This is a genomic window from Phenylobacterium sp., assembly GCF_013822795.1.
GTDB lineage: Bacteria > Pseudomonadota > Alphaproteobacteria > Caulobacterales > Caulobacteraceae > Phenylobacterium.
Window position 1 is genome coordinate 53,976 of sequence record NZ_PNLB01000019.1, and the last position, 26,923, is coordinate 80,898.

The following is a 26,923-nucleotide window of genomic DNA, read 5'->3' on the forward strand; positions in this document are numbered from 1 at the left end:
GTTAAGGCTCAATTGAAGCAGTTGTAGCGGCTCGGCGCTCAACCGCGCGCCGTCGCCGCCGGCCAGGCCCAGTCGCGGAACTCGCGCGGGTGGATGAACTCGGGCCGGAACCATGGGCGTTCGCGGGCGTCGAAGATCGAACCCAGCCACTCAGCGACGCGGGCGACCCGTCCGGTCTTGGCCGTTTCGCGGTGATGGCAGAGCCAGACGGTCGAGCTGGCCAAGGGCGGAATGTCCAGCATCACCAGGTCCGGGGCCACCGCCACGATCGCGGTCGGGATGGCTCCGATCCCCGCGCCTCGCTGGATGGCGTGCAGCATCACCGTCGAGGAATTGACCACCATCGCCGGCTCGGCCAGCTCCATGAACGCCGAGGTTTTCGCGCCCCAGCGGCCGCGTTTGCTCACCTGGGCCGAATGATAGATGAACCGGTGGCCGACCGCCGCCTCGATCCGCGTGGGGGCCCCATACGTTTCGAGATACTCGCGCGATGCGAACAGCGCGTAATGCAGCGTCGCCAGCGGCGAGGCGGTCAATTCCGGGACCCCGCTCGCGTCCATCAGCTGGATCGAGAGGTCCACCTGACTGTCGACGGGGTTCTCGGGATAAAATCCGCAGTCCAGGCCAAGCTTGATGCCGGGATTCTCGCGGACGAAATCGGCGACCTCCAGACCTGTCACGTAGCCCCCGATCCCCTCGGGCATGGCCACCGTCACCTCGCCGGCGTCGGGGGTCTCGTGATCCAAGCTCAGGCGCTCGATATCCAGCGATGCGCGCTGCATGGTCAACGCCCGGTCGTAGACCATCTCGCCGGCCCTGGTCAGTGAAACCCCGCGCAGGCCCCGGTCGAACAGCTTGGCCCCGAGGCGAAGCTCCAGGTCCTCGATGCGGCGTGTGACCGTGGGTTGAGTGGTCTTCAAGCGGCGGGCCGCGGCGCCGAAACTACCCGTCTGAGCAGCCGCTACGAAGGTTTTGATGTCGTCCCAATCGGCGTGACCGCCGTCGCCATTGTCCATCCGGCACCCAAAAGGCCGTGGGGCCCCCATACGAACTTCGAGGCTGCACACCCGAACATTGACGCTCTACCAAATCACATCTTCGCACAAGAAGGCGATGTGATGATGATCATTCGCGATTTCGCCGAACGCTGTCATCGAGGACTGGGCGAACTGGGCATGAGTCTCGCGACCCATGACGAGATCGTCGAGGGCCGCGCCCTCGCCGCCCGGACCGTCAGTCCGAACATCGCCACGGTGGAGACCCTTGCGCAGCTGCAGGATCTCACCCAGGCGTCCTCGTTTACATTCCGCAGCGTCAATGGGCGCCTCGCCGGGGTCATGGCGATCATCCCGCTGACCGCCGCCGCCCTGCCAGGCCTCGCCGCCGGCGTGTTCGACGGCGTCAATCCACCTCAGGATCAGGCTGCCCGTCCGGGGGAGCCGGTCGTCGCCATCTACGGCTGGGGGATGGCGGGGACCACGCTGCGCGGTCGTGCGACGGTTATGGCCGGGGCGGTGAAGCTGCACCGCGACCTCTTCCCGACCATCCCGTTGTATGGCCGCGCAGCGACTCCGGGCGGCGAGCGCACGCTCCTCAAACGCATCGGCGCCCGGCCGGTCCCCGGCCCAGGCGGCCTGGTCGTCGCCGACGCCTGGGCCCGCATCGGGAGGGCCGCCTGATGAACGCCAACGTCCGCATGCCGATGGACGCGCGCGCCGCCGCCGACGTCGACGAGGCCGAGCTCGAGGTCGTCATCTGCCGCACCCTGCCCGAAATCATGCAGGCCATGGCGGTCCGCACGCTGGTCTATATCGGCGAGCAGGCCTGCCCGTATGACGAAGAGTACGACGGCAACGACTTCGCCGGGACCACGCATCTGATCCTGCGTCGAAACGGCGAACCGGTCGGGACGCTGCGCGTGCGGTGGTTCGCCGACTTCGCCAAGGTCGAACGGGTCGCCGTGCGACGCGAGCACCGCGGCGGGCGCGCGACCCTGATGCTGATCCTCGCCGCCAAACGCCTGGCCGAAAAGAAGAACTACCGCCAGATTCTCGGCTACGGCCAGGTCCGCCTGATCCCCTTCTGGGAACAGTACTTCAACGCCCGCGTCCGCCCGGGCCGCGAGGGCTTCGCGTTCTCCGACCACGACTATGTCGAGATGGTCGTCGAGGGCGCGCCGCCGCCCGACGCCCTGACGCTAGAGAGCGATCCCATGGTGCTGCTGCGCCCCGAAGGCGCCTGGGACGAGGCGGGCGTTCTCGACCGCTCCGCCGCCCGGCCCGCCACCAATCTCGGCGCGCACGACCGATGAGCTCTCCGCCACCTGCGGCCCTGGTCTGCCTCGACCTGCAGCGCGCCCGCGTGTCCGGGTCACCGGCCGCCGCCGCGCGCGTGACTGCGGCCTGCCGCCGGGTGCTGGAACAGGCGCGCGCCCGCGCCTGGCCAGTGCTGCATGTTCATCGCCGCGAGGCGACGCCCGAGGGCGCCCGTCCAATCGCGGGGCTGGAGCCGCTGGCCTCCGAGCCGGTCTACCTGCGCCCAGGCCCCTCGGCCTTTTCGCACCCGGCCTTCGCCCGTCGCGCCCAGAGCCTGGGCGGGCCGCTGGCCCTGATCGGATTTTCGATGGCCGATGCGGTGCTCGCGACCGCCTTCGCCGCAGCCGACCTGCGGCTGCCCATCGAGGTGCTGACCGACGCCGTCGCCACCGGCGAGCGCGACGACGCCGATCTGCGCCGGGCGCTGACCACGCCGCTGGCTTCACTGTTCCCCCTATGTCGGCTCATCCAGGCCGATGACCTGTTGCAAGAGGAGGCCGCGGGGTTCACCGCGGCCAATGCGCCATGAGCGAGATCAAGATCACCGCAAGCGACGCTGAGGCCGCCAGCTTCAGGCGCTTCCTCGAAAGCGACCTGCGGATGGATCCCGATACGCTCCAGCTTCTGCAGATGGCGACGCTGCTAGGCCCTCGCGACCGCCAGGCGCTCAGCCACATCATTCGACGCGCCGGCGAGATCTGCGACCAGCAGGGCGAGGATGTCGCCCTCGCCGTCCTCGACCAGATCGAGGCGATCCTGCAGGGCCGCAAGGCCGACGCTTGAAGCTTCACGCGAGCTGACGCCGCTGGCGCGCTCGCCACAGGCGAAGATTAACTTTCTGTTGCAGTGCAGCGTCCGTTTCACGATATAGGTGTGGTGGCGCGCGATACGCCTTTGGCAGATAATCAGCCACGCGCTTTGGTACGTGATTAGGGACGTTTTTCAGTGAACGAGAACTCCGAGGATCAAGGACCGGACCCGATCGACGTTGCGGTGGGACACCGCATTCGTGTGCGTCGCAAGTGGCTCGGCATTTCCCAATCGACGCTGGCCGACCACCTGGGGGTGAGCTTCCAGCAGGTGCAGAAGTATGAGCGCGGCGCCAACCGCGTCTCGGCCTCGATGCTCGTCCGCATCGCCCAGAAGCTCGACACCACCGTCGGCGAGCTGGTTGGCGAGACCCCGACTCCGATGAGCGATGAGAGCCTGTTCGAAAAGCTCGCCGTGCCCGGCGCGGTGCAGCTGCTTGAAGCCTTCGCCAGCGTCCAGCAGCCGTCAATGCGCACGGCGATCCTGAACCTGACCCGCTCTCTGATCGAAGAGTCGGAAGAGCAGGTCAGCGTCCGCCGCGCCCGTTAATCGGGTGCGGGCCTCGCCGCAAAGGCGAGGTGATGCAGAACCACCCCGGCGGTCACCGCCACGTTCAGCGAGTCGAAACCGTCCGCCATCGGAATGCGGACGGTTTTCGCACGCTCCAACAGGGCCTTCGACAGGCCCGGTCCCTCGGAGCCCAGCACCACCGCAGTGCGCGGCGCGCGCTGCGTCTGCGCCAGGGTCGTCTCGCCGGCCGGGCTCAGGGCCAACGGCTGGAAGCCGCGGCGCTCAAGTACATCGAGCAGATCCTCGCCCTCGCCGAGCCAGGCAAACGGCTTAAGCAGCGCGGCCCCGACCGAGACGCGAATGGCCTTGCGATACAGCGGATCGCAGCAGGTCGGGTCCAGGATCACAGCGTCAGCTCCGAACGCCGCGGCGTTGCGGAACAGCCCGCCCATATTGTCGTGGTTGGCGATGCCGCTCAGCACCAGCACCAGCGCCTCGCCCGGCAATCCGGCCAGCAGGGTGTCGACGTCCGGCTCGGCGGCGCGCCGGCCCAGCGCCAGGATGCCTCTGTGGATCGGAAACCCGACCACCGCGTCCATCACCGCTTGGCTGGCGGCGTAGATCGGCACGTCGCCCGGCAGCGCCGCGATCACGTCGGCCATCGCCGCCACGCGCTTTTGCGCCAGCAGCAGCGATTGCGGGCGGACCAGCGGCGAGCGCGCCAACACCCGCACGACGACCTCGCCCTCCGCGACGAACAGGCCCTGACGGCCCACGAGGTCGCGCTCGCGCACATCACGATAGGCCGCGATGCGCGCGTCGTCCGGATCCTCGATCGTGGCGACCTGCGCTACCAGATCTTCACCCGCTGCTCGGGCGCCAGGTACAGGCCCTGCCCCGGCTTCACCTCGAACGCCGGATACCACGGATCGAGGTTGCGAACCGTCTGGGCGCGATACTCGCCAGGAGAATGCACGCCCGACAGCACGTTGCGGCGCAGCGAGGCCTCGCGGAACTTGCTGCGGTAGTTCTGCGCCCAGCCGAAGTAGAACCGCTGGTCGGCCGTGAACCCGTCGATCACCGGCGCGGCCTGTCCCTTCAGCGACAGATGATAGGCGTCATAGGCGCTGGCGAGCCCGGCCAGGTCGGCGATGTTCTCGCCCAGGACCTGATTGCCGTTCAGGTGCAGACCGGGCAGCGGCTCATAGGCGCTGTACTGCGCCGCCAGCGCCTGGCCGCGGGCCTTGAACTGGGCCATGTCGGCTGGGGTCCACCAGTTCTTCAGATCGCCCTTCACGTCGAACAGCGCCCCGGTGTCATCGAAGCCGTGCACGATCTCGTGGCCGATCACCCCGCCGATGGCGCCGTAGTTCACCGCCGCGTCCGCGTTCGGATCGAAGAAGGTCGGCTCCAGGATCGCGGCCGGGAACACGATCATGTTCTGCATCGGCAGGTTCAAGGCGTTGACCGTCTGCGGCGTCATCCACCACTCGTCGTGATCGACCGGCCCCTTCAGCTTGGCCACGTTGCGGCGATAGTCGAACAGGTCGGCCCGCTGCCAATTGCCGTAAGCGTCGCCGCGGACGATCTGTAGACCCGAATAGTCGCGCCACTTGTCGGGATAGCCGACGCCGACGCGGAACACGGCCAGCTTCTCCTTGGCCTTGGCCTTGGTTTCAGCGCTCATCCAGTCCAGCCGCTCGATACGGGCGTTGAAGGCGGCCAGGATGTTCGCCACCATCTCCTGCATCTGCGCCTTGGCCTGCGGGCTGAAGTGGCGCTGGACATAGATCTGGCCCACCGCATCGCCCAGGGCCGCATTGGTGTTGTCCACCCCACGCTTCCAGCGGTCGCGCTGCTGCGGGGTCCCGGCCAGGGCCGTGCCGTTGAAGGCGAAGTGTTCGTCGGCGAACGCCTTGGAGAGGTAGGGCGCGCCGCGCTCGATGGCGTGGAACGCCAGATAGTCCTTCCAGGTCTCGATCGGCTGACCGCCGACCAGCTTGGCGATGCCGGCGATGGCGCTGGGTTGCCAGGCGCCGAAGGTCGGCTGCTCGCTCATTCCAGCGCCCTGCAGCCAGGCGCTCCAGTCGATGCCCGGCGCGTTCTTCTGCAGGTCGGCGCGGGTCCAGACGTTGTTGGCCTTGGCCACATCGCCGGTCTCGTCGACAGTCAGATGCGCCTGCGCGATGGCGGTTTCCAACGCCACGATCTTCGCCGCCCGGGCGTCTGCATTCGCGTAGCCGCCCAAGGTCAGCATGGCGGCGATATGCGCCTGGTACTTGGCTCGTAAGTCCTGCGAGCGCGCGCTGTCGTCGAGGTAATAGGCGCGGTCCGGCAGCCCCAGCCCGCCCTGCATCAGATAGGGCCGGTACTTGGACGTGTCGTTCATGTCCTCGGCGACCCACAGGCCGAACAGCCGGTCGGTCACGTAGTCGGTCATGTTCAGGGCGTCGACGTCGGCCCGCAGGGTCGCGCCTAGCTCGCGCGACAGGTCGGCCCGCGTTTTGATCGCTGCGATCGCCGCCAGTTCAGGCTTCAACGGCGCGGCGCCGGCCGCTTCGATCGCCGCCTCGTCCATGAAGCTGGCGTAGTAGTCGCCGATCTTCCGGGCGTTGGAGCCGTCCGCCCCCGGGGTCTTGGCCGCATCCTCCAAGATCGCGCGGGTCCGCTCCGCCGCTAGGTCGCTCAGCATGCCGAAGGTGGCGTAGCTCCCGCGGTCAGACGGGATCTCGGTCACCTTCATCCAGCCGCCATTGGCGTAGGCGTAGAAGTCGTCGCCCGGCGCGACGGCGGTATCCATGCCGGCCACGTCGAAGCCGAACGTGCCGTACTTCGGCTTGGCCTTGGTCGCCTCGGCGACCGGCGGCGGCGCTGGGGCGGGAGCGGCCGTCGCACAGGGCGCGAGCATCAACGGCGCGCACGCGCCCAGCAGCAAGGTTTTCCAGGTGTTCATCGAGCGCTCCCATGGCCGACGCCGTACCGACGCCGCCAGCTTTGAAGCCTCTAATACACTGGCCGAGCGCGGGCGTAGCGGCCGGCGCATTAAACTTACGTCATCTGTGACGCTTGTTACGCCGCCCGCGCCCGCCGCACGCCGCTCAAGATCGCTTGCGCCGCGCCGGCGGCCTGGCTGCGGATGTCGGGCACCGAGGTGATTTCCCAGAACGCCCCGCGGGTCAGCGGCCCCACCGCGAACAGCCCAGGTTCGGCGCGGCCGCTGGCTCCGATCAGGCGCGAACCGACATCAACCTCAGCCCCGAGGCGGCAAGGGTCGGGACGGATCAGCCCGCGCGCCATCAACTTCTGCAGCAGCGGCTCGCTGGCTTGCTCCAGGTCGCCCAGCAACCCGGCGCAGTTCACCACCGCCGATACGCTCAGCCGCCGCATGACCTGGCCGCCGCGCGGGCGCCAGGCCACCTCGACATTGTCGCGGGTCAGGTTCAGCGACGTCACCTCGCCGGCTCGCACCACCAGTTCGCGGCCGCGCATCAGCAAGCCGATCCGCCGGGCGACGCTCGGCGCCAGCCGGTGGCGATGCACGTCCCACCACGGGCGCAGGTGACGCAGGAACGCCTGGCGCTCGGCCTGGCTCCAGCCCAGCCAGATCGCCTGGACCTGCGGACGCAGGGAATCGATCGCCTCGCGCCAGCGACCGTCGCCTGACGCCTCGCGGATCGCCGCCAACAGCTGGCGCGGCGTGCCGGTCGGCGCGATCTCGGCCCCCTGCTCGCTCGTCGGCGCATGTTGGCGCGGGATCAGGCCGCGACGCGAAATAGCCCAGAACCGCCGGCCCGGCCGCCACAGGCTGACCGCCGCGTCGATCATCGTCAGGCCGGCGCCAAGCAGCAGGACGTCGTCCCATTCCGGATCCAGCTTGGCCTTCGGGTCCCACGGATCGCCGATGTAACGCGGCGAGGCCAGCAGCGCCTCGCCCGCTGCGGCCGGAGCCGCCGGCCGCAGCACCCCCAGCGCCAGCACGACGGCCGAAGCCTCGATCTCGCGTCCCAGGGCCAGGCGCACCCGCCACCCCTCGCCAGAGCGCTGAACGTCGACCGCCTCGTCCTGCTCAAGCAGCAGCCGCCCCGGCGTCGTCGTCTCCAGCGCCTCGCGCAGCAGATCCTGCAGATAGTCGCCGTAGACCCCGCGCGTCACGAATCCGCCGTGCGAGCTCCACCCCTCGTGCCGGGCCAGCCAGCGGGTGAAATGCTCTGGATCGTCCGGGTAGGCGCTCATGTTCGCCACCCGCACGTTCAGCAGGTGATCGGGATTGCCCGTCGAGTAGGCCGCGCCTCGCCCGAACGCCTTGGCGCGCTCGATCAGCCGAACCGTCGGACCGTCAGGATCGGCGGCCAGGTGCAAGGCCGTGAGCAGCCCCGAAAACCCGGCTCCGATCACCGCAACTGTGGGCCGCTGGCTCATGAATCTAAACTCCAAACGAGTAGGTCGGCTAAATTCCTATCACTTTTATGGAGATTAAAACGACAGAAAATCTGCATTCGAACGCAGATCGGATGAGACGGCTGTGGAAACTCGCGCTAAAACTTGACGCCTGCGTCATCTTTGGCTTGAGACCTCGGACGCAATCGGACTTGAGGAGGAACTGATGAGCGACGGCAATATCGATCTGTCCAATGACGCCCGCGCCCGGGCCTATTCGACTCCGCTTGATCAGTTGAATCCCGGCGACCCGACCCTCTTCCGGACCGACGCCCACTGGCCGGTGCTTGAGCGCCTGCGCAAGGAAGACCCGGTCCACTACACCGCCGAGAGCGAATACGGCCCGTACTGGTCGATCACCAAGTACAACGACATCATGGCGGTCGACACGAACCACCAGGTGTTCTCGTCGGAAGGCGGCATCACCATCGCCACCCAGGACGGCGATGAGGGGCCCCTGCCCATGTTCATCGCCATGGACCCGCCCAAGCACGACGTTCAACGCAAGACCGTCAGCCCGGCCGTCGCTCCGGCGAACCTGGCGATCCTCGGCCCGCTGATCCGTGAACGCGCCGCCAAGATCCTCGACGGCCTGCCGATCGGCGAGGAGTTCGACTGGGTCGACAAGGTCTCGATGGAACTGACGGCCATGACCCTGGCCACCCTCTTCGACATGCCGCAGGAAGACCGCCGCAAGCTGACCTACTGGTCGGACGTGGTCACCGCTATTCCAGGCAAGGGCCTGATCGACACCATCGAACAGAAGATGGCGATCTTCGTCGAGTACCACGCCTACTTCACCGAGCTGTGGAACCAGCGCGTCAACGCGCCTCCCGGCGGCGACCTGATCTCGATGCTGGCCCACGGCCCCGAAACCCGGGACATGTCGCCGCGCGAGTACTTCGGCAACATCGTGCTGCTGACCGTCGGCGGCAACGACACCACCCGCAACACCATCACCGGCTCGGTCCTGGCGCTGAACCAGAACCCCGACCAGTACCAGAAGCTGCGCGACAATCCGGACCTGATCCCGTCGATGGTTTCCGAGACCATCCGCTGGCAGACGCCGCTGGCGCACATGCGCCGCATCGCGACCCAGGACTACGAGCTGGGCGGCAAGACCATCAAGAAGGGCGACAAGGTCGTCATGTGGTACGTCTCGGGCAACCGCGACGAGGAAGTCATCGAGCGGCCGAACGACTACATCATCGATCGCGCCCGCCCGCGGAACCACATGTCCTTCGGCTTCGGCATCCACCGCTGCGTGGGCAACCGCCTGGCCGAACTGCAGCTGCAAATCATCTGGGAAGAAATCCTCAAGCGCTTCCCGGAGATCAAGGTCGTGGCCGAACCGGTCCGCACCTACTCCAGCTTCGTGAAGGGCTACGAGTCGATGAAGGTGATCATTCCGAAGCGCGCCTGACCGCTTTCGTCGCTTGACGTTTGGAGAGCCTAGGCCCCGCGCCTAGGCTCTCTTCGTATGAAGACCCTGCCTTTCGACCCGACCGACATCGGCGCCGTCGTCGACGCCATGTACGCCATGATCTCCGGCCCCCAGGGTCCCCGCGACTGGGTGCTGCAGGCCGAGATCTTCCATCCCGACGCCCGCCAGATGCGCACCTGGGTCGCCGAGGACAACCGCCCGCACATCAAGATCATGGACCCGGCCGCCTATCAGGCGGACGTCGAACCGTTCTTCGCGGCCCACGACTTCTACGAGGTCGAGATCGCCCGCCGCATCGACGTGTTCGGCAACATGGCCCAGGTCTGGAGCGCCTACGAGGCGCGTACAGAGCCAGGCGAGGCTCCGCCCGAGCGGCGCGGGATCAACTCCATCCAGCTGTTCTGCGAGGCCGACGGCCGCTGGCGCATCGTCTCGATGATCTGGGACAACGAACGCCCTGGACTTGCCCTTCCGTCATTCGGGTAGACACTCGCCTCCAAAGAGGGAGGCGGCCATGTCCGAGCCGTTCGACATCGAAGCCCACGTCCAGCGGCTGACCGACGACGGCTACACGGTCATCGAGGACTTCGCCGACGCCGGCGCCTTGGCCGCCGCGCGCACCGCGCTCGGCCCTCACCTCGGCTCGCACCATGGTCGCAACGCCTTCGAGGGTTTTTCAACCGAGCGCGTCTACACCCTGGTCGCCCGCGGCCAGGTGTTCGAGCACCTGACCGCCGAGCCTCGCCTCCTGGCCCTGCTCGACCGCTTTCTCCAGCCCGGCTACCTGCTGACCGCCAGCCAGGCGATCTGCATCTATCCGGGCGAAGCAGCGCAGCAGCTCCACTTCGACGACGGCTTCTACCGCCAGCCGCGGCCGCGCCCGGCCATCAGCCTTTCGCTGATCGGCGCCATCGACGCCTTCACCGACACCAACGGCGCGACCGACATCATCCCCGGCAGCCACCGCTGGAGCGACGCCGACATCGCCGCCCTCTCGCCGGAGAAGGCGCTGTCGATGCTGAGGCCCGTGGTCATGCCGGCGGGCGGCGCCATGGTCTTCCAGGGAACGCTCCTGCACCGCGGCGGGGCCAACCGTTCAAACGCACCGCGGCTGGCCTTCACCAACCAATACTGCGAGCCCTGGGGCCGCACGCAGGAGAACTTCTACCTCGGCGTCCCGCGCGAACGCGTGCAGGCGATGTCGCCGCGCCTGCAGGACCTGCTCGGCTACAACATCTGGCCGCCGTTCATGGGTCAGGTCACCGGGTCGCACCCGCTCAAGAGCCTCGAGGATGGCTGGGTCGCGCCGGTGGAGCGCCAGACGCCCTAGAGCGTGACAGCTTCAAGTGGAAGCCGGTTGAAGCGACCGTCACGCTCTAAACATTTGAAGATAGACCCTTTTATCCCGGCTCAAGCGAATTCGCTTGAGCCGGAAAGGGTCTAGCCCAGGTTGCGCCGATAGAGCGCGTTCAGCCGTTCCCAGTGCCGCTCGGCCCCCTGCTTCTGGTAGAGCGCGCGCTGCGGGAAGGTGAAGCCGTGTTCGGCGCCGGGATAGATCTCCACTTCGGCCCGCGCCCCGTCCGCCGCCAGCGCTTCACTCAGCGCCCGCACCGTCTCGAGCGGCGCCCAGCGGTCGGTCTCGGCGCAGGCGAAGTAAAGCTCGGCCTCGCTCTTGCGCGCCGCCAGGTGCGGGCTGTCGTCGGCCTCGGTGACCAGATAGGTGCCGTGGATCGAGGCCGCCGCCTTCACCTGCGGCACGCGCACCGCCGCGTTGATCGCGAACTGGCCGCTCATGCAGTAGCCAACCGTGCCGATGCGGCTGGCGTCGGCGCCGCCCTGGCCGGACGCGAACGCGACCAGCGCCTCGACGTCGTCCATCACCATCGGGATGGTGAGCTCGTTCATCAGCCCCATCATCCGCTCGCGCAGAGCGTCGTCCATCGCCCCGCCCGCCGGAACCAGCTCCAACACGCCGGCGCGATAGTAGAGGTTAGGCAGCATGACGTAGTAGCCGGCGCTCGCCAGCCGCCGGGCCATATCGCGCAGCTCCTCGCGGATGCCCGGTGCGTCCATAAGGAACAGGACCAGCGGATGCGGTCCGTCGCGCTCGGGATGGACGATGAAGGTCGTGCTCGTCCCCTCGCTCAGCGCGACCTCTAGAGTTTGCTCGATCATTTCGCCCCTTCCCTCGGCATCAGTACGCAAGCCCGCGCCAGCGACACCCGCGTCAGCTCTCGGCGCCGCAGGAACACCGCCATCGCGTCGGTGGTCGGATCACGCGACACCTGCCATTCGCCGAGATCCCGATAGCGGGTCATCAGCAGCAGCCGGCGCGCCCCGGCCTCGCGGTCGGCCTCGTCCTCCTCGGCCAGGAATAGACCGAAGATCTTGGTCTCGAACCGCGCCTCGAAGTCAGGCCAGGCCTCGCCCGACAGCCGCACGAACTCCTCGACCGCGCCGCCGTCGATCGTGAACCAGTTGTGGACGTAGATCCCGCCCGCCTCCGGCGGCGCCTCGCCCTCCGGCCGCAAGGTCGGCGTCAAGCGGACCCGGTCGCTGGCCACGATCCCTGGCGTGAACGACACCCGCGTCCCGGCCGCCGCCAAAACCAGCGCTTGATCCGAGGCGAACCCCAGCAGCGGCGCGAACACCGCCCGCACGCCGGCCGAGCCGTAGAGGTGGTCGGCCACCACCCGCTGGGCCGTGCGTTCGCGCCCCAGCGTCAGCTGAAAGTAATCGTATTCCAAAGGCTTAGCCCTAGTAGTTGACGCGCGTCGAGATCGCGCCGTCGACCAGCATGTTGATCCCGGTCGTGAACGCCGAGCGCGGACTGGCCAGGAACACCGTCGCCGCCGCCACTTCCTCGGGCGTGGCCATCCGGCCGGTCGGGTTGCGCTTGATCATCTGGTCGAAGAAGCCCGGCATCCCGGCCTTCACGTTGCCCCAGACGCCGCCCTCGAAGAACACGGTGCCCGGCGAAACGACGTTGGCGCGGATGTGCTTGGCCGCATTCTCGCGCGCCAGGCCTTTGGCGTAGTGGATCAGCGCCGCCTTCATCGCCCCATAGGACGAAGCGTTCGAGGCCTCGGCCGCCGACACCGACGAGGTGATCAGGAACGCCGCATCGCCGTGCGTCTCGCCGGCCTTTTCCAGGAACGGCCGCGCCGCCTCGAAGGTGCGCACCGCGCCCAGGATGTCGATCTCGAACATCGCGCGCCAGTCGTCCTCGCCCGCGCCCTGGACCAGCGCACTGGCGTTGGAGACCATCACATCGATGCCGCCCAGCGTCTCGCCGGCTTGCGCGACAAAGGCGCGGATCGCTGGGCCGTCGGCAATGTCGACCGCCTGGCCCCAGGCGTTGACGCCCTTCGCCTTCAGCGCCTTGACCGCGTCGGCGACCTGTTCGGCGTTCCGCGCGCAGATCGCGACGTCGGCGCCCTCGTCGGCCAGCAAATCGGCGATCGCCCGCCCGATGCCGCGCGATCCACCGGTGACGACCGCCTTCTTGCCCTTCAAACCCAGATCCATGTCCCGCTCCCTTGTTCGTTGGACGATGTTCTAACCCGAAGCTGCGACGCTTGCGCAGACTTGACAGAAGGTCTCGCCCGACAATTTGTGAGCCCATGCTCACGACGCCCACCTCGACCAAGGACAAGCTGGTGCGCGCGGCCCTGGAAATCGGCGCGCAGGACGGCCTGGAATCCGCCACCACCGCGGCCATCGCCGCGCGCGCCGGCGTCGCCGAAGGCACGCTCTACCGGCATTTCCCGTCCAAGGACGACCTGCTCATCGAAGTCTATCGCGGCATCAAGCGGCGCATCTTCGAGGCCATCATCGACGGCGAGGACAGCGACGAAGCCCCCGACGCCCGCCTCAAGCGCGTGTGGCGACGGCTCTACGAGGCCTATCGCGCCGATACCAAGGCCTTCATGTTCGGCCAGCGCTTCGCTGAATCCGCGCTCTCCAAGCGCGAGGGCGGCGCCGCCCACGAGCAGATCTCCACCGCGGTCGGCCGCCTGCGCCGGGACGGGATCGAGCGGGGCCTCTTCAAGGACCTGCCCAGCGATCTCCTGGCCAGCCTGTTCTTTGCTCCGGTCGGCTACATGCTGAAGTCCGAGCTCAACGGCCGCACCTGGACCGACGCCGAGCTCGACGCCGCGGCCGAGGCGGTGCTGGACTCCATTCGGGCCTAAGAGCCTGCACCGGGCGGCATGTTCACCCAAAGCGGCATGCTGAAGTCGAGGAAGATCGCCTCCCCCTCCAGGCGGTTCCTGGCCTCGAACTCCTTCATCGCGTGAAGCCGCAAGGTCGCCGGCGCCTTGCCGAACAGCATGAAGTTGTAGGCCCCGGTGACGCCGAGGGCGGCGACCCGCCCCTTGAAGGATCCAAGCCGAGCACCTGCCCCGGAGTCCCCGCTGACCTGCTCGAAGTAGTAGCCCTGCACGCCAGCCGACCAGGTCTTGTTGAACTTTTTCTCCACCGCCGCCTCGGCGTGGAACTCGGTGCCGGTCTCATAGCTGGTGTAGTCGTTCTCACCGTTGAAGGTGAAGCCGGCCTTGCCCGAGACGTCCCAACCGGCCTCCTCGTCCAGATAGGTCGCGGCCAGCGACACGTCGCCCGCCCACCGATGGAACGCCAGGTTGGCCAACTTATCCTTGCGATACTGGCCGACCGGAATGTTGATCAGGGTGCTGGCCGCGATGTGGGTCTTGCCGCTCTTCCAGCCCCAGATCGCCGTCACCAGCGGATCGCCCATCACGAAGGCGGAGTCGCTTTTGCTGCGCTCGATCTGTCGTCCGCCCGGCCCGGTCAGGGTCCCCGAGACCTCGACATCCGGGCCGCCGATCGGCAGCGCCAATCCCACCGCCAGGGTTCCGCCGGCTAGGTCCGTCGTCGGCACCCACAGAACGGTGGCGAAGTTCGCATTGACCGTGGCCTCCAGCCCCGCAACGACGTTGCCGCCGATCACGAACTCACGCTCGGCGCTGGCTTCGCCGCTATAGTAGTATTGCGTATCGAGCAGGAACACGCCCTCGATCGGCGGCACGATCGCCGCCCCCGGTCCGCCCGACCCCAGCAGATAGACACTCGCGCCGCCCTCCGAGGCCTCGGCATGACCAGCCACGAACGCCAGCGCAGCGCCGCCCGCGGCGGCGGCGATCCACCGCGCCCTCGTCCTCTTGGAATTGCCCATCGCGACTTCCCCTCGTGGCGGCGATCCTGGGCGGTGATCGTGGCGGCGGGGTCCGACGGCGACCATGAGGTGAAACCCGCGGTTGCGCCTTGGCAGACCAATGAAGCGTCGATGATCGCCGCGCGAACTAAAGCGCCTTTTCCAGCACGATGAACTCAAGGTCGTCGCGCGCCGGCCGGCCAAAGCGAGCGTCGGCGTAGGGGAACGGCCGCGTCTCACCGGTGCGGGCATAGCCGCGCCGCTCGTACCAGGCGATCAGGGTGTCGCGGATCTGGATCACCGTCATCCGCACGCGCAGCGCGCCCAGCTCGCGGACGTGGGCTTCGGCCGCCGCCAGCATGGTCCGGCCCAGCTGGCGGTCCTGCAGATCGGGCCGCACCGTCAGCATGCCCAGGTACCAGGCCCCGCCCTCGGTCGGTTCCAGCCAGACGCAGCCCAGCAGCGGCCCGTCGGGCTCGTCGCGCAAGGTCATCACCACCGCCTGCGGGTCGGCCGCGAGGTCCCTGGCCAGGGTCTGCGCGTCGGTGCGCTGGCCGCCCAGGTAGTCGGCCTCGGTGGTCCAGCCCTGGCGCGAGCTCTCGCCCCGATAGGCGGAGTTCACCAACGCGGCGATGACGGGCAATTCAGACGGATCGGCCGGAGAAAAACGCATGGCTCCGGTAATCCATAAGCTACGCGACCCCGCCAGCCCAAAATTCGCCGCTCCCTGGAACGCCTGCCATCGCTTGACGCTTTTGGCGCCAGCGCCTAAATGTCGGCTTGTGAGTGAGCGCTCACATTCCCCACATTCCTTCCTGCGGAGTTCCCCATGATCCGTCGCCAAATCGGCCGCACCGGCCGTGACGTGAATGCTATCGGCCTGGGCTGCATGGGCATGTCGATCGCCTATGGCGAGCCGATGAATGAAGCCGACGCCGTCAAGCTGCTGCACGAGGCGCTGGACCTCGGCGTCGACCACTTCGACACGGCCGAGCTCTACGGCTTCGGCGCCAATGAGACCCTGCTGGGCGCGGCCTTCCACGACCGCCGCGACAAGGCGTTCATCGCCACCAAGTTCGGCCCGACGGTCGATCTCGCCACCCGCACGATCACCGGCGTCGACGGCTCTGAGGCGAATATGCGCCGCGCCATCGAACAATCCCTTGGCTTCCTGAAGACCGACCACGTCGACCTCTACTACCTGCACCGCAAGGACCAGAGCCGGCCGATCGAGGAGACGGTCGAGGCCATGGCCAAGCTGGTCAAGGAAGGGAAAATCGGAGCCATCGGCCTCTCCGAGGTCAGCGCCGAGACCCTGCGCCGCGCCCAGGCGGTGCACCCGATCGCCGCCGTCCAGTCGGAGTACTCGATCTTCAGCCGCGACATCGAACAGGACGTGCTGCCGCTCTGCCAGGAAACCGGCGTCACGCTCGTCGCCTATTCCCCGCTCGGCCGCGGCATGCTGACCGGCGCGTTCACCCGCGATCATCGTCCGCAGGGCGGCGACTACCGCTCGGTCCAGTCGCCGCGCTTCCAAGGCGAGGCCTTCGAGGCCAACCTGGCCCTGGTCGAGGAGATCGAGAAGATCGGCAAGGCCCGCGGCGCAGCCGCCTCGCAGGTCGCCCTGGCCTGGGTGCTGGCCGCCTACCCGAACGTGGTCGCCATTCCCGGCACCACGCGGCTGGCCAACCTGAAGTCCAACCTCGGCGCTGCCGACGTCGGCCTGACCGCGGCCGAGACCGCCAGCCTCGACGCGCTGGCCGCCAAGGTCGCCGGCATGCGCTACGACGAACGGGCCATGACCATGGTCAACGCCTGACCCGGGCTCGCCTCCGCCCTCTCGGGCGGAGGCGTCCTCATCAGAGCGCTTCCGGCTCCAGCCCCGGCGGGGTCGGCGGCAGCGGCGGGTGCTTTTCGATCTTCGGCAGGAACGCCGCCAATAGGCCAATGGCCGGCAGGAAGGCGCACAGCCGGTAGACCGTCTCAATGCCGGTCTTGTCGGCCAGCACGCCGAGGATAGCCGCGCCCAGCCCGCCCATCCCGAACGAGAACCCGAACAGCAGCCCCGACATCATCCCGACCTTGCCGGGCGCCAACTCCTGGGCGAACACCACGATCGCCGGGAACGCCGAGGCCAGGATCAGGCCGATGATCACCACCAGCGGCCCGGTCCAGAACGCGCCTGCAAAGGGCAGCAGCAGGCTGAACGGCAGCACGCCCAGGATCGAGAACCAGATCACGTACTTGCGCCCGAACCGGTCGCCCAGCGGGCCGCCGGCCACCGTCCCGGCCGCCACCGCGCCCAGGAACAGGAACAGGTGCATCTGCGCGCCCTGCACCGAGGAGCCGAACTTCTCCATCATGTAGAAGGTCAGGTAGTTAGTCAGGCTGGCCAGGTAGACGTACTTCGAGAAGATCAGGGCCAGCAGGATCGAGATCCCGGTGACCACTTGGCGGCTCGGCGGCGCGATCGGCTGCGGGCCCTTAGCCGCCGCGCGCATCCGCGCCAGGCCTTGGGTGCGATACCAGCCAGCCACGTTCCACAGGATGCCGCCGGCCAGCAGCGCCAGCAGCGCGAAGAACATCAGGCTCGACTGCCCCCAGCGCACGACGACGACCGCCGCCGCCAGCGGTCCCAGCGCCGAGCCGGCGTTGCCGCCGACCTGGAACAGCGACTGCGCCAGGCCATGCCGCCCGCCCGCCGCCATCCGCGCCACGCGGCTGCTCTCCGGGTGGAAGACCGACGAGCCCATGCCCAGCAGGCAGGCCCCGATCACCACCAGGCCGTAGGTGTGCGCCACCGACAGCACCGCCAACCCGGCCAGCGAGAACAGCGTCCCGAACGGCAGCGCCATCGGCGTCGGCCGCTTGTCGGCATAGAGCCCGATCATCGGCTGCAGGATCGAGGCGGTCACCTGATAGGCCAAGGTTACGATCCCGATCTGTCCGAAGGTGAGCCCCAGCTCGGCCTTGAGGTTCGGATAGATGGCCGGGAGCAGCGCCTGCATCATGTCGTTGAGCAGGTGGCAGAAGCTGATCGCCAGGATCACTCCAAATGCCGTCTCGCTCGTCGCCTGAACCTGCTTGTTCGCCGTGATCGTCCGTCCGCCCATCTGAGCTGCTCCATACTTCGAGGCGCCCGGATAGGCGCTTCGCCGCGCGCCCGCATTCCTGTATGGGTCTTTCAGTTTCGCGAGTGGGACACATGATCGACTGGATCAATCCGGACGACGTCGAGGACACACCTCGCCCGGTCGTGGCCATCGCCAACGACTACCCGCCGCATCACGAATTGAACTGGCACCGCCACCGCCGCGGCCAGCTGCTCTATGCGGCCCGGGGCGTGGTCGTCGTCTCAACGCCCAACGGGGCCTGGGTGGCGCCGCCCGAACGCGCGGTCTGGACCCCGCCCGGCGTCGAGCATGCGGTGAAGATGGTCGGCTCGGTCAGCACCCGCGGCATCCTGATCGAACCCGGCGGCTGCCCGGGCTTTGGCGACGCCAGCCGGGTCATCGAGGTTTCGCCCCTGCTCCGCAGCCTGCTGCTGGCGGCCAGCGAACTACCGCGCGAGTACGACCGGGCGGGCCGCGACGGCCTAGTCATCGACCTGCTGCTGGTCGAGCTCTCCCGTGCGCCGGTGATCCCGCTGGCCGCGCCGTTCCCGCAGAGCCCGGCGCTGGCCGCCAAGTGCCGCGCCTTCCTCGAGGCGCCCAGCCCGCACGACACCATCGACCGCTGGGCAGACGACCTCGGCATGGGCCGGCGCGCCTTCACTCGCGCGTTCCGACGCGAGACGGGGATGAGCTTCGCCGAGTGGCGCCAACAGGCCTGCGTGCTGATCGCCCTGCCCCGTCTGGCGGCCGGCGAACAGGTCACCGCGATCGCCCTCGACCTCGGCTACGAAAGCCCCGCCGCCTTCGCCACCATGTTCAAGCGCCTGCTCGGCGTCGCGCCGAGCCGATATCAGGGGTGAAGCTCAAAGGTGCTCCCCCTCTGGGGGAGCTGTCAGCAAAGCTGACTGAGGAGGACTTTGACTCCCGCCCAAGCAGAGCAGTCCCCCTCCGTCGCGCTACGCGCGCCACCTCCCCCACGGGGGGAGGAACTAGACGCTCAAATCCGCGCCTCGATCCAACTGACGATGTCGCCCAGCACGCCCTCCTTGCCGACGTCGGCCAGCAGGTCGTGATAGTGGCCCTCGTACAGCTTCAGCGTTTTGTCCTTCGACCCGGCGTGGTCGTAGAAGAACTGACTGCCCTTCGGCAGGGTCGCCTTGTCCTCGGTGCCATGCAGGATCAGCACCGGCAGGGTGATGGTCGGGATCTCCTTGGTCAGCCGCTCGTCGGCCCGCTGCAGCGCCGCCACCGTGATGCTCGGCTGGGTCTCGTCGTGGATCAGCGGATCCTCGTTCATCGCCTTGACCACCGCCGGATCGCGCGAGAAGTCGACGTTCTTCAGCTTCAGGATCGGAATGTCAGGCGCCACGTGGCTGACGCCCTTGATCACCTGCAGGGCGATGTCCGGGGCCGGCACCCGGAAGGCGAAACTCTCGCAGACCAGCCCGGCGATGTCGGCCTGATGGTCCAGGGCGTAGGTGCTGGCGATCACGCCGCCGGCGCTGTGGCCCAGCACATAGACCGGCAGGCCCGGATCACGCGCCTTGGCGATGCCGACCACCTGCACCAGGTCGCCGACGTACTCGTTCACGTGCTCAACGTGGAACCGCTCGCCTTCCGAAAGGCCGCGACCGCGATAGTCATGCGCGTAGACGGCGAAGCCCCTGGCCGCCAGCTGCTCGGCGACCCACACGTACTGGCCGCTGTGCGAGTTGAACCCGTGGCTGATGACCACGATCGCCTTGGGCGCGCCGGCCGGCCGCCACGAGCGCATGAAGATCTTGAGGCCGCCGGCCCCTTCGAAAGTTTCTTCCTTCGGAACCTGGCCCATTGCGCCCTCGCTGAGTTGAGGGGCGCAACCTAACCTCGAAACAGCGAACGCCGCTATCCGAAAGAACCTGGAGTTCGGCTATGCGCCGAACGTGCCTGCATAGCGTTCACGCAACAGGTTCTTCTGCACCTTGCCCATCGCATTGCGCGGCAGTTCGTCGACGAAGAACACCTTCTTGGGCGTCTTGAACGCGGCCAGTTGCTCGCGCAGCGCGGCGATCATCGCGCCCTCGTCGCCGCTGCCGATCACCACCGCCGCCACCGCCTCGCCGAAGTCAGGATGCGGCAGGCCGATCACCGCGCTCTCGGTGACCCCGTCCATCTCGTCGAGGATCAGCTCGATCTCCTTGGGATAGACGTTGAAGCCGCCGGAAATAATCAGGTCCTTGGCCCGGCCGCTGATCCACACCCGCCCGTCCGCGTCCTGGCGCCCCACGTCGCCGGTGATGAAGAAGCCGTCGTCCGTGAACTCCTGGGCGGTCTTCTCCGGCATCTGCCAGTAACCGCCGAATACGCTGGGCCCCTTGATCTCGATGGTCCCGGTCGCCTCGCCGCCGCCGATGCGCAGCTCCACGCCGGGCAACGGATAGCCGACGCTGCCGGCGATCCGCTCGCCTTCCAACGGGTTGGAGGTGATGATCACCGCCTCGCTCATCCCATAGCGCTCCAGGATCCGCTGGCCGGTCCGCGCCTCGAACTCGACGAAGGTCGATTCCAGCAGCGGCGCCGAGCCGCTGATAAACACCCGCATGTGCGCCGCCGCCTCTCGCGTGAAGCCCGGATTGGCCAGCAGCCGGGTGTAGAAGGTCGGCACCCCCATCATCACGGTCGACTTCGGCAGCCCGGCCAGCACCTGAGCGTCGTCGTACTTGGCCAGCCACACCATCGGCGCGCCCGACAGGAACGCGCAGTGCAGCGCCACGAACAGGCCATGCACATGGAAGATCGGCAGCGCATGCAGCAGCACGTCGCTTTCCGAGAATCCCCAGGCCGCGTGCAGCGCCTGGGCATTAGCCGCCAGGTTCCCGTGGCTCAGCATCGCGCCCTTCGAGCGCCCAGTCGTGCCCGAGGTGTAGATGATCGAGGCGAGGTCATCCTCGCTCCGCGCCAGCGTTTCGAGCAGCGGCTCGCGGCTGCGCGCATCGGCGACCAGCTCGACCGCGTCCTCGACGAACAGCACCGGCTGAGCGTCGTCCATGAAGTAGTCGATCTCGGCCTCGGTATAGGCGGTGTTCAACGGCAAGAAGACCGCCCCCACCTTCAAGGTCGCCAGGTAGACGACCACCGCCTCGACGCTCTTCTCCGACTGCAGCGCCACCCGGTCGCCGGGCTCGACCTCATACTCGACCAGCAGCGCCGCCGTCCGCGCCACGTCGTCCTCCAGCGCCCCGTACGAAATCGCGCGCCCATCCGGCAGCAGGAACGCCGGCTTGGACCGATCAGCAGGGAAACGCGAAGCAAGCAGCTCGTAGAGGTTCATACGTCCTGCCTAACCGATCCTCGCCAGCCCCGGAACTCCTCTCCCGCAAAGTCAGCAGAACGCCGCTTCGCGCCGTCTCCCCTCACCCTACCTCTCCCCTCAAGCGGGGAGAGGAGAAGGGAGGCCGACGCATTCCCTCTCCCCCGCGGGGGAGAGGGTTAGGGTGAGGGGCTACACGCCATGCGCCATCGCAGCGTCGGCAGAAGAGCGTCCCCTACAGCGGCAGCGCCGTCGTGAACTTGATCTGCTCCATCGCGAAGGCCGAGCTCACGTCGTTCAGCGGCGCCGCGGCGATCAGGCGCTTGTAGAACCGGTCATAGGCGGCGATGTCCGAGACCACGACCTTCAGCAGGTAGTCCGTCTCCCCCGCCAGCCGGTAGATCTCCACCACCTCGGGCAGGGCCGAAGCGCCCTTGGCGAACTGGGCCAGCCAGGCCTCATCGTGGCGGTTGGTCTTCAGCGAGACGAACACCACCAGCCCCAGGTCCAGCTTCTCGCGGTTCAGCAGCGCCACCTTGCGGTCGATCACCCCCTCGTCGGTCAACCGCTTGACCCGCTTCCAGCAGGGCGTCTGCGACAGCCCCACGCGCTCGGCCAGCTCAGCCACCGGGATCGTAGCGTCCGCCTGCAGCTCACGCAGGATTCGCCGATCCGTCGGGTCCAGGAGAACACCACCCACGACTTTCACCCCCTCGAAAGAACAATTTTCTCCACTTTGAACGAATGGCGACAATTTCGACAACGCCTTTCTCGCCGCCTGGAGCCAACCTTGGGCCTTGGCGCAGGAGAGTTTCATGTTGGACGCGTTCAACCGGCATCCGAGTTCTGTCGGCGAGAGCTACGGCCAGCACCTGGCCCAGGCCTCGGGCTTCGGCATGACCATGATCACTGCCGGCGTCGCCTGCCTGGTGCATGCGGTCTTCCCGTTCCTGTTCGAAAAGACCGCCAGCCTCTGCGTCCAGCGGCTGCACGCCCAGATGGCCGCCCGCGGTCGCCAAGAGGCTCCCGCCCACAAGGCGCTGCGGGCGTGACCCATCTCCCGCTCGCCGCGGGACATGCGCGCCACCCGCTGGTCGGCGGCCTCGCGCTGGGACTGATCGCGCTCTGCGCCCTGATGCTGGGCCGCGCCAGCGGCTTCCCGGCTCCGGTCATCGCCGCCGTGGCCGGCATGGGCCTCGGGCTCGCTGGCTGGTCGACCGCCCTCGGGCCCGCGCTCTGCTGGTGGGCTAAGCCCGGCCTGAAGACCGGCGTCGCCCTGCTGGGCGCCCAGATCGCCTTCGCCGAGCTCGCCGCCCTCGGCCTGCCCGTCGCGCTGGCCAGCGGCGGCGTGGTGATGGCCAGCCTCGGGGCCGGGACCGGCATCGGCCTGCTCGCCGGCCTGCCGCTGGTCGAGGCGCTGATCGCCGCCAGCGCCGTCTCGATCTGCGGCGCTTCGGCCGCCATGGCCGCCTCCAGCGCCCTGCCCGACAGCGACGCCAGCCGTCGCACCACCGCCCTCGTCGTCGTCGGCGTGAACCTGCTCTCGACCATCGCCATGGTCGCCTACCCGCTGATCGCCCGCCACTTCGGGTTCAGCGAGCGCCAGACCGGCGTCTTCCTCGGCCTCTCGATCCACGACGTCGCCCAGGTGGTCGCCGCCGGCCAGTCGGTCTCGCCGGGCGCCGAGGCCTCGGCCGCCCTCTCCAAGCTCTCGCGCATCCTGTGGCTGGGACCAGTGATCGTGGCCGTCGGCCTGTCTATGGGCATGCAGGCGCGTTCCCGCCGTTTCCCGGTCCCGCCGCTGTTCGTCTGGGCCTTCGCCGCCCTGATGGCCGCGCGCAGTTTCGGATTGATCCCAACCGCCCTGCTGCCTGCGCTGGCGCTCGCCTCGCAACTGCTGCTGCTCGGCGGCGTCGCCGCCATCAGCGCCCAGGTCGCCCCGCGCGACTTGCTGCGTATCGAGCACAAGTTGGCCTGGACGCTGGTCGCCGCCACTGGCGTCATCGCCCTGCTCGCCGCCGCAACCAGTCTGACGTTGGTGGGGTAGCCTCTCCCGCCGGCGTTCCCGGACGGGCGCTCCCCCGCGTCCGTCCGGGGCTCCACCTACGACCTGATGTCCCCCCAACAGGGGAGGATCTCAAGCGATCGCCGCCTCCAGCGCGGCGTGCGCCTGTCGCGCCTGGGCCCACAGCTCGGGCTTCACCAGGTCCTCGGGGACGATCTTCTCGGGCCAGTGGGCGACGACCGCCTTGGCCAGGCTGGTCCAGCGCGCCTCGTCCAGGATGAAGCGCGGGTCGATGCCGGCCAGCCCGGGCCCGTCGACCGGAACCCGCAGCCGCAGGCACGCCGGTCCGCCGCCGTTGCGCATGCTCTCGCGCACGTCGACCACCACCGCCCGCGTGATGGGATTGTCCCCCGCCAGCACCGCCTCGACCGCCTTCCAGGCCGCAGCGTTGTCCTTGGCGTCCGATGGCAGGATCAGCGCCATGCCGCCCTCCGGCAGGCTGACCAGCTGCGAATTGAAGAGGTACGACGACACCGCGTCCGCCAGACTAACCCCGAAGGTCTCGACCACGTGCAGGTTCGGCAGCCGCTCGCGCAATTCGCGATACAGCCGCGCCGGATCGGCGAAGGCCTGCGGATGGGCCAGCAGCACGTTGGCGTTGGCGACCGCCACCACGTCGTTGTGGAAGGCACCCGCCTGCACCGCGCCCTCGTTCTGTAGGGCGTAGAAGGTTCGCTCACCCGCCAGCCCGCCCAGCCGCGCGACCGCCTGGCTGGCGCGCTGGCTCTGGCGCTCGGGATACGCCCCGCCGCGGTTCGGCTCGCCGTGCACAAAGACGTTGAGGCCCGGCGCGCCGTGGCTGGCCGCCAGCCGCATGTGGTTGGCCGCACCCTCGTCGCCGAAGTGCCGCGCGCTGGGCAGCGGGCCGTGCACCGCAAAGCGGTCCTCGCTGGCGAACACCCGCTTCAGTAGCGCGAAGGTCTCGTCGCCCTCGAAACTCCGGTGCAGCATCCCGGCCAGGTTGGCGGTCACCAGGTGCACGCGCCCGTCGGCCGTGTCGGGGGCGGCCAGCACGGTCGCCGCATTGGCCCGCCACATGCTGGAGGCCGAGCATGCGGCCCGGAACAGCGCCAGATCCTGCTCGGCCGCTGCGGCCAGCACCTCGTCGTCCGAACCCGCGAACCCAAAGCCGCGCAGCGCCTGCGCCGCCGGCCGCAGCGGCGGCGGCAGGAAGCCCTGGGTCAGGCCGAGCTCCATCATCGTCCGCATCTTGGCCAGCCCCTGCAGGGCCGCAGCGCGCGGATACGAGACCTCGCCGAAGTTCCTTTGGCTGGCGACGTTGCCGACCGAGAGGCCCGCATAGTTGTGCGTCGGCCCGGGCAGTCCGTCGAAGTTGACCTCGATCACGCGGCCAACCCCGTGCCGATGCGGAAGTCCACCTTACCCGCCTCCATGCTCGCGACCGGATAGGCGCAGTAGTCGGCGGCGTAATAGGCGCTGGGGCGATGATTTCCCGATAGGCCTGGCCCGCCGAACGGCGCGGTGGCCGCCGCCCCGGTGGTCGGCCGGTTCCAGTTGACGATCCCAGCCCGCGCCCGGCTCCAGAAGTCGCGATAGCGCGCCTCGTCGTCGCTGAGCAGTCCGGCCGCCAGACCGAACCGCGTGGCGTTGGCCGCCGCGATCGCGCCATCCCAATCGGCCGCCCGGATCACCTGCAGCAGCGGCCCGAAGTTCTCGACGTCAGGCGCCGCCACCCCGGTCACGTCGACCAGGCCTGGCGTCAGGAACGGCTTGCCGTCCTCGATGCGCCGCAGCTCGCGCACCACCTTCCCGCCCAGCCGCGCCTGCGCGGCCAGCAGGTGCTCGGCGCTGGCCATGTCGATCACCGGCCCCATGAACGGTTGCGGCTCGTCGAACGGCGCGCCGACCACGATGCGGTCGATCAGGGCGCTCAGCGCCTCGACCACCCGCTCGCCCGCCGCACCCTGCGGCACGATCAGCCGCCGCGCGCATGAGCAGCGCTGCCCCGCCGACACATAGGCCGACTGCACGATCAGATGCGCGGCGCTCTGCGCATCGGCCACGTCCCAGACCACCAGCGGATTATTGCCGCCCAGTTCCAGGGCGACGATCTTCTGCGGCTGGTCGGCCAGCGCCATATGGATCGCCCGCCCGGCCGCGACGCCGCCGGTGAACAGCACTCCGTCGATCCCGTCATGGGCGACCAGCGCCTTGGCGGTCTCGGCAGCCCCGATCACCACCTGCAGCACCTCGTCAGGCACGCCGGCCTCACGCCACAGATGGGCCAGCAGCAGGCCGCTGGCGGGCGTCTTCTCACTCGGCTTGAACACCACCGCGTTGCCGGCGATCAGCGCCGGGGCGATATGGCCGTTGGGCAGGTGCATCGGAAAATTGAACGGCCCGATCACCGCCAGCACGCCATGCGGCCGGTGCGCCAGCCGCGCGGTCCCGCCGGCGATGTCGCTGCTCCGCTCGCCAGCCCGCTCGGCCTGCGCCTTGATCGAGACCTCGACCTTGCCGGCGACGGTGTCGGCCTCGGTCAGGGTCTCCCAGAACGGCTTGCCGGTCTCCCGGCTCAACAGTCGGGCGATCTCCTCGCGCCGCACCTTGGCCAGTTCGGCGAACCTGCGGGCCACCGCATGTCGCTCTTCCAGCGGGCGGCTCGACCAGGCCTCAAACCCGCGCCGAGCCCGAACCAGCAGAGCGTCCAGCTCGCCGGGCTGCGCCGCCGCGCCGCGCCACACCACCTCGCCGGTGCAGGGGTCGGTGGAGACGATCTCAGAACTCGACATGACGGATGACGTCTCCTGCTTGCACCTTCAGAACGGCCGCCAGCTCGGGACTGATCCGCAGCCCCTCGCCCGACGCCGCAATCCGCCCGCGCGAGGCCCGGAAGCCCTCGACCGCACCGGCGCAGGCCAGCACCTCGACCCCGTCGTCGCACGGCGCGATCTCGCGGATCGTCCCGACCCGGCTGTCGCGGACCGCCTTGAGGCTGTCGATGTCGGCGACCATGGTCGGACCGGCGTCGAAGATGTCGATGCAACCTTCGAACCTGAACCCTTCCTCGGTCAGCAGCGCATGGGCTCGCGCCCCGTCCGGGTGGAACTGCCCGACCGACAGCGCCGCGTCGGTCGGCAGCAGGTTCAGGTACAGCGGATACTTCGGCCCCAGGTCGGCGATGACCTGCTTGCCGGCGCCGACGCTGATCCGGTCGGCCTCCTTGAACTCCAGGCCGTAGAACTTGCGGCCCACCGCTTCCCAGAACGGCGAGCGGCCGTCCGCGTCTTGATAGCCTCGCAGCTCGGACACCACCCGGTCGCCGAACCAGTCGCGATGCTCAGCCATGAACAGGTAGCGCGAGCGCGCCATCAGCCGGCCGCCGGCCAGTCCGCGCAGCCCTGGCCGCACGAACAACCCGCCGACCTCAGCCGACCCGTCATAGTCGTTCACCGGGGTCAGGATGGTGTTCTCCACCACCTTGCCCAGCGCCTGCGAGGTCTGCCGCAGACGTCCGATGCGATAGGAGTAGAACGGCCAGTCGCCGCCTACGCTCGGGAAAATACAGCCCGTGCCCACCACCTCGCCGCCCGCTTCCCCGCCAGCTTCCATGACCAGCAGGATCTGGCTGCCGGCCTTGCGGTTTCCAGCCAGCGCATCGGCGCTGGCGTTGAGCAAGCCCAGCAGGCGTTCGCGACAAGGCGGCAAATTGGTCATGCCCAGCCCGGCGCTCAGCGCCAGGGCATGCAGGGACTCAAGGTCGGTGAGGGCGGCCGGGCGGATAACGACGCCGGTGCTAATCATGG

The 26,923-nt window shown here is 68.4% G+C and carries 29 protein-coding genes; 13 read left to right on the plus strand and 16 right to left on the minus strand.

The window, feature by feature from the left end; all coding sequences use genetic code 11:
* Positions 1–38: 38 nt before the first annotated feature.
* Complete coding sequence (locus C0481_RS16750) at positions 39–1,016, minus strand: LysR family transcriptional regulator (protein ID WP_293405880.1); 978 nt, start codon at positions 1,014–1,016, stop codon at positions 39–41.
* A 102-nt stretch (positions 1,017–1,118) separates the two neighbouring features.
* Here C0481_RS16750 and C0481_RS16755 point away from each other — a divergent pair, with 102 nt between their 5' ends.
* The 5 genes from C0481_RS16755 to C0481_RS16775 all read left to right on the plus strand — a co-directional run bounded on the left by C0481_RS16755 (position 1,119) and on the right by C0481_RS16775 (position 3,674).
* The gene (locus C0481_RS16755) at positions 1,119–1,679 is read left to right on the plus strand and encodes a hypothetical protein (protein ID WP_293405881.1); all 561 of its coding nucleotides are present in this window, start codon (positions 1,119–1,121) and stop codon (positions 1,677–1,679) included.
* Entirely contained in the window at positions 1,679–2,311 is a 633-nt protein-coding gene (locus C0481_RS16760) for a GNAT family N-acetyltransferase (protein WP_293405882.1), read from the plus strand. Before C0481_RS16755 ends, C0481_RS16760 begins: the two co-directional genes overlap by 1 nt.
* Entirely contained in the window at positions 2,308–2,844 is a 537-nt protein-coding gene (locus C0481_RS16765; protein WP_293405883.1) for an isochorismatase family protein, read from the plus strand. Before C0481_RS16760 ends, C0481_RS16765 begins: the two co-directional genes overlap by 4 nt.
* Positions 2,841–3,098 (plus strand): hypothetical protein, encoded by a 258-nt coding sequence (locus C0481_RS16770; RefSeq protein ID WP_293405884.1) that lies wholly within the window; start codon positions 2,841–2,843, stop codon positions 3,096–3,098. Before C0481_RS16765 ends, C0481_RS16770 begins: the two co-directional genes overlap by 4 nt.
* A gap of 162 nt (positions 3,099–3,260) precedes the next feature.
* The gene (locus C0481_RS16775; protein WP_293405885.1) at positions 3,261–3,674 is read left to right on the plus strand and encodes a helix-turn-helix domain-containing protein; all 414 of its coding nucleotides are present in this window, start codon (positions 3,261–3,263) and stop codon (positions 3,672–3,674) included.
* On the opposite strand, the gene C0481_RS16780 is transcribed toward C0481_RS16775, so the two are convergent.
* The 3 genes from C0481_RS16780 to C0481_RS16790 form a co-directional block, all read right to left on the minus strand.
* Positions 3,671–4,411 carry an RNA methyltransferase gene (locus tag C0481_RS16780; RefSeq protein ID WP_293405886.1) on the minus strand — a complete coding sequence of 247 codons (741 nt, stop codon included), beginning with the start codon at positions 4,409–4,411 and terminating at the stop codon, positions 3,671–3,673. The two genes, C0481_RS16775 and C0481_RS16780, sit on opposite strands and share 4 nt — an antisense overlap.
* A gap of 74 nt (positions 4,412–4,485) precedes the next feature.
* Positions 4,486–6,588 (minus strand): M13 family metallopeptidase, encoded by a 2,103-nt coding sequence (locus C0481_RS16785; protein ID WP_293405887.1) that lies wholly within the window; start codon positions 6,586–6,588, stop codon positions 4,486–4,488.
* 116 nt (positions 6,589–6,704) lie between these two features.
* Positions 6,705–8,054: an FAD-dependent oxidoreductase gene (locus C0481_RS16790; RefSeq protein ID WP_293405888.1), complete on the minus strand. Its 1,350-nt coding sequence runs from the start codon at positions 8,052–8,054 to the stop codon at positions 6,705–6,707.
* Positions 8,055–8,238: 184 nt separating this feature from the next.
* Between C0481_RS16790 and C0481_RS16795 the strand changes: the two genes are divergently transcribed.
* Genes C0481_RS16795 through C0481_RS16805 form a run of 3 tightly spaced genes read left to right on the plus strand, consistent with a single transcriptional unit; the run spans position 8,239 to position 10,846 of the window.
* Positions 8,239–9,495 carry a cytochrome P450 gene (locus C0481_RS16795; RefSeq protein WP_293405889.1) on the plus strand — a complete coding sequence of 419 codons (1,257 nt, stop codon included), beginning with the start codon at positions 8,239–8,241 and terminating at the stop codon, positions 9,493–9,495.
* 57 nt (positions 9,496–9,552) lie between these two features.
* Complete coding sequence (locus C0481_RS16800; protein WP_293405891.1) at positions 9,553–10,002, plus strand: nuclear transport factor 2 family protein; 450 nt, start codon at positions 9,553–9,555, stop codon at positions 10,000–10,002.
* A 28-nt stretch (positions 10,003–10,030) separates the two neighbouring features.
* A complete protein-coding gene (locus C0481_RS16805) occupies positions 10,031–10,846 on the plus strand; it encodes a phytanoyl-CoA dioxygenase family protein (protein ID WP_293405893.1) in 816 nt (271 codons plus the stop codon).
* A gap of 110 nt (positions 10,847–10,956) precedes the next feature.
* Here the strand turns inward: C0481_RS16805 and C0481_RS16810 are convergent, their stop codons facing one another.
* The 3 genes from C0481_RS16810 to C0481_RS16820 are packed head-to-tail and all read right to left on the minus strand — an operon-like array spanning position 10,957 to position 13,044.
* Positions 10,957–11,691, minus strand: coding sequence for a dienelactone hydrolase family protein (locus tag C0481_RS16810; protein WP_293405895.1), 735 nt, complete (start codon positions 11,689–11,691; stop codon positions 10,957–10,959).
* The gene (locus tag C0481_RS16815; RefSeq protein WP_293405897.1) at positions 11,688–12,263 is read right to left on the minus strand and encodes a hypothetical protein; all 576 of its coding nucleotides are present in this window, start codon (positions 12,261–12,263) and stop codon (positions 11,688–11,690) included. The genes C0481_RS16810 and C0481_RS16815 overlap by 4 nt, the downstream gene beginning before the upstream one ends.
* A 10-nt stretch (positions 12,264–12,273) precedes the next feature.
* Positions 12,274–13,044: an SDR family oxidoreductase gene (locus C0481_RS16820; protein ID WP_293405899.1), complete on the minus strand. Its 771-nt coding sequence runs from the start codon at positions 13,042–13,044 to the stop codon at positions 12,274–12,276.
* A 95-nt stretch (positions 13,045–13,139) separates the two neighbouring features.
* Between C0481_RS16820 and C0481_RS16825 the strand changes: the two genes are divergently transcribed.
* Positions 13,140–13,709 (plus strand): TetR/AcrR family transcriptional regulator, encoded by a 570-nt coding sequence (locus C0481_RS16825; protein WP_293405901.1) that lies wholly within the window; start codon positions 13,140–13,142, stop codon positions 13,707–13,709.
* Here C0481_RS16825 and C0481_RS16830 read toward each other — a convergent pair.
* Entirely contained in the window at positions 13,706–14,710 is a 1,005-nt protein-coding gene (locus tag C0481_RS16830; RefSeq protein WP_293405903.1) for a transporter, read from the minus strand. The two genes, C0481_RS16825 and C0481_RS16830, sit on opposite strands and share 4 nt — an antisense overlap.
* Before the next feature lie 127 nt (positions 14,711–14,837).
* Positions 14,838–15,362, minus strand: a complete 525-nt coding sequence (locus tag C0481_RS16835) for a GNAT family N-acetyltransferase (RefSeq protein ID WP_293405905.1) — start codon at positions 15,360–15,362, stop codon at positions 14,838–14,840.
* A 156-nt stretch (positions 15,363–15,518) separates the two neighbouring features.
* On the opposite strand from C0481_RS16835, the gene C0481_RS16840 reads away from it, so the two are divergent.
* Positions 15,519–16,508 (plus strand): aldo/keto reductase, encoded by a 990-nt coding sequence (locus tag C0481_RS16840; RefSeq protein WP_293405907.1) that lies wholly within the window; start codon positions 15,519–15,521, stop codon positions 16,506–16,508.
* A gap of 40 nt (positions 16,509–16,548) precedes the next feature.
* Here C0481_RS16840 and C0481_RS16845 read toward each other — a convergent pair whose 3' ends face one another.
* Positions 16,549–17,802, minus strand: coding sequence for an MFS transporter (locus C0481_RS16845; protein ID WP_293405909.1), 1,254 nt, complete (start codon positions 17,800–17,802; stop codon positions 16,549–16,551).
* A gap of 92 nt (positions 17,803–17,894) precedes the next feature.
* Between C0481_RS16845 and C0481_RS16850 the strand changes: the two genes are divergently transcribed.
* A complete protein-coding gene (locus C0481_RS16850; protein WP_293405911.1) occupies positions 17,895–18,662 on the plus strand; it encodes a helix-turn-helix transcriptional regulator in 768 nt (255 codons plus the stop codon).
* 137 nt (positions 18,663–18,799) lie between these two features.
* On the opposite strand, the gene C0481_RS16855 is transcribed toward C0481_RS16850, so the two are convergent.
* From C0481_RS16855 to C0481_RS16865, 3 genes are all read right to left on the minus strand, one after another.
* Positions 18,800–19,633, minus strand: coding sequence for an alpha/beta hydrolase (locus C0481_RS16855; protein WP_293405913.1), 834 nt, complete (start codon positions 19,631–19,633; stop codon positions 18,800–18,802).
* A gap of 78 nt (positions 19,634–19,711) precedes the next feature.
* Positions 19,712–21,112, minus strand: a complete 1,401-nt coding sequence (locus C0481_RS16860; RefSeq protein ID WP_293405915.1) for an AMP-binding protein — start codon at positions 21,110–21,112, stop codon at positions 19,712–19,714.
* A 214-nt stretch (positions 21,113–21,326) separates the two neighbouring features.
* Positions 21,327–21,791: an Lrp/AsnC family transcriptional regulator gene (locus C0481_RS16865; RefSeq protein WP_293405917.1), complete on the minus strand. Its 465-nt coding sequence runs from the start codon at positions 21,789–21,791 to the stop codon at positions 21,327–21,329.
* A 115-nt stretch (positions 21,792–21,906) separates the two neighbouring features.
* Here C0481_RS16865 and C0481_RS16870 point away from each other — a divergent pair, with 115 nt between their 5' ends.
* Positions 21,907–22,143 (plus strand): DUF6356 family protein, encoded by a 237-nt coding sequence (locus C0481_RS16870; RefSeq protein WP_293405919.1) that lies wholly within the window; start codon positions 21,907–21,909, stop codon positions 22,141–22,143.
* Entirely contained in the window at positions 22,140–23,138 is a 999-nt protein-coding gene (locus tag C0481_RS16875; protein WP_293405921.1) for a putative sulfate exporter family transporter, read from the plus strand. Before C0481_RS16870 ends, C0481_RS16875 begins: the two co-directional genes overlap by 4 nt.
* 90 nt (positions 23,139–23,228) lie before the next feature.
* Here the strand turns inward: C0481_RS16875 and C0481_RS16880 are convergent, their stop codons facing one another.
* From C0481_RS16880 to C0481_RS16890, 3 genes are read right to left on the minus strand one after another with little or no spacing between them, the layout of a single operon-like run.
* Complete coding sequence (locus C0481_RS16880) at positions 23,229–24,503, minus strand: N-succinylarginine dihydrolase (protein ID WP_293405923.1); 1,275 nt, start codon at positions 24,501–24,503, stop codon at positions 23,229–23,231.
* Positions 24,500–25,909, minus strand: coding sequence for a succinylglutamate-semialdehyde dehydrogenase (gene astD / locus C0481_RS16885; protein WP_293405925.1), 1,410 nt, complete (start codon positions 25,907–25,909; stop codon positions 24,500–24,502). Before astD ends, C0481_RS16880 begins: the two co-directional genes overlap by 4 nt.
* Positions 25,896–26,921: an arginine N-succinyltransferase gene (locus C0481_RS16890; protein ID WP_293405927.1), complete on the minus strand. Its 1,026-nt coding sequence runs from the start codon at positions 26,919–26,921 to the stop codon at positions 25,896–25,898. Before C0481_RS16890 ends, astD begins: the two co-directional genes overlap by 14 nt.
* Between the last annotated feature and the right edge of the window lie 2 nt (positions 26,922–26,923).

Coding starts and splice junctions, on each gene's coding strand:
- C0481_RS16750 (WP_293405880.1), bottom strand. CDS start 1,016: ATGGACAATGGCGACGGCGGTCACGCCGATTGGGACGACATCAAAACC.
- C0481_RS16755 (WP_293405881.1), top strand. CDS start 1,119: ATGATGATCATTCGCGATTTCGCCGAACGCTGTCATCGAGGACTGGGC.
- C0481_RS16760 (WP_293405882.1), top strand. CDS start 1,679: ATGAACGCCAACGTCCGCATGCCGATGGACGCGCGCGCCGCCGCCGAC.
- C0481_RS16765 (WP_293405883.1), top strand. CDS start 2,308: ATGAGCTCTCCGCCACCTGCGGCCCTGGTCTGCCTCGACCTGCAGCGC.
- C0481_RS16770 (WP_293405884.1), top strand. CDS start 2,841: ATGAGCGAGATCAAGATCACCGCAAGCGACGCTGAGGCCGCCAGCTTC.
- C0481_RS16785 (WP_293405887.1), bottom strand. CDS start 6,588: ATGAACACCTGGAAAACCTTGCTGCTGGGCGCGTGCGCGCCGTTGATG.
- C0481_RS16790 (WP_293405888.1), bottom strand. CDS start 8,054: ATGAGCCAGCGGCCCACAGTTGCGGTGATCGGAGCCGGGTTTTCGGGG.
- C0481_RS16795 (WP_293405889.1), top strand. CDS start 8,239: ATGAGCGACGGCAATATCGATCTGTCCAATGACGCCCGCGCCCGGGCC.
- C0481_RS16800 (WP_293405891.1), top strand. CDS start 9,553: ATGAAGACCCTGCCTTTCGACCCGACCGACATCGGCGCCGTCGTCGAC.
- C0481_RS16805 (WP_293405893.1), top strand. CDS start 10,031: ATGTCCGAGCCGTTCGACATCGAAGCCCACGTCCAGCGGCTGACCGAC.
- C0481_RS16810 (WP_293405895.1), bottom strand. CDS start 11,691: ATGATCGAGCAAACTCTAGAGGTCGCGCTGAGCGAGGGGACGAGCACG.
- C0481_RS16820 (WP_293405899.1), bottom strand. CDS start 13,044: ATGGATCTGGGTTTGAAGGGCAAGAAGGCGGTCGTCACCGGTGGATCG.
- C0481_RS16825 (WP_293405901.1), top strand. CDS start 13,140: ATGCTCACGACGCCCACCTCGACCAAGGACAAGCTGGTGCGCGCGGCC.
- C0481_RS16830 (WP_293405903.1), bottom strand. CDS start 14,710: ATGGGCAATTCCAAGAGGACGAGGGCGCGGTGGATCGCCGCCGCCGCG.
- C0481_RS16835 (WP_293405905.1), bottom strand. CDS start 15,362: ATGCGTTTTTCTCCGGCCGATCCGTCTGAATTGCCCGTCATCGCCGCG.
- C0481_RS16840 (WP_293405907.1), top strand. CDS start 15,519: ATGATCCGTCGCCAAATCGGCCGCACCGGCCGTGACGTGAATGCTATC.
- C0481_RS16845 (WP_293405909.1), bottom strand. CDS start 17,802: ATGGGCGGACGGACGATCACGGCGAACAAGCAGGTTCAGGCGACGAGC.
- C0481_RS16850 (WP_293405911.1), top strand. CDS start 17,895: ATGATCGACTGGATCAATCCGGACGACGTCGAGGACACACCTCGCCCG.
- C0481_RS16855 (WP_293405913.1), bottom strand. CDS start 19,633: ATGGGCCAGGTTCCGAAGGAAGAAACTTTCGAAGGGGCCGGCGGCCTC.
- C0481_RS16860 (WP_293405915.1), bottom strand. CDS start 21,112: ATGAACCTCTACGAGCTGCTTGCTTCGCGTTTCCCTGCTGATCGGTCC.
- C0481_RS16870 (WP_293405919.1), top strand. CDS start 21,907: ATGTTGGACGCGTTCAACCGGCATCCGAGTTCTGTCGGCGAGAGCTAC.
- astD (WP_293405925.1), bottom strand. CDS start 25,909: ATGTCGAGTTCTGAGATCGTCTCCACCGACCCCTGCACCGGCGAGGTG.
- C0481_RS16890 (WP_293405927.1), bottom strand. CDS start 26,921: ATGATTAGCACCGGCGTCGTTATCCGCCCGGCCGCCCTCACCGACCTT.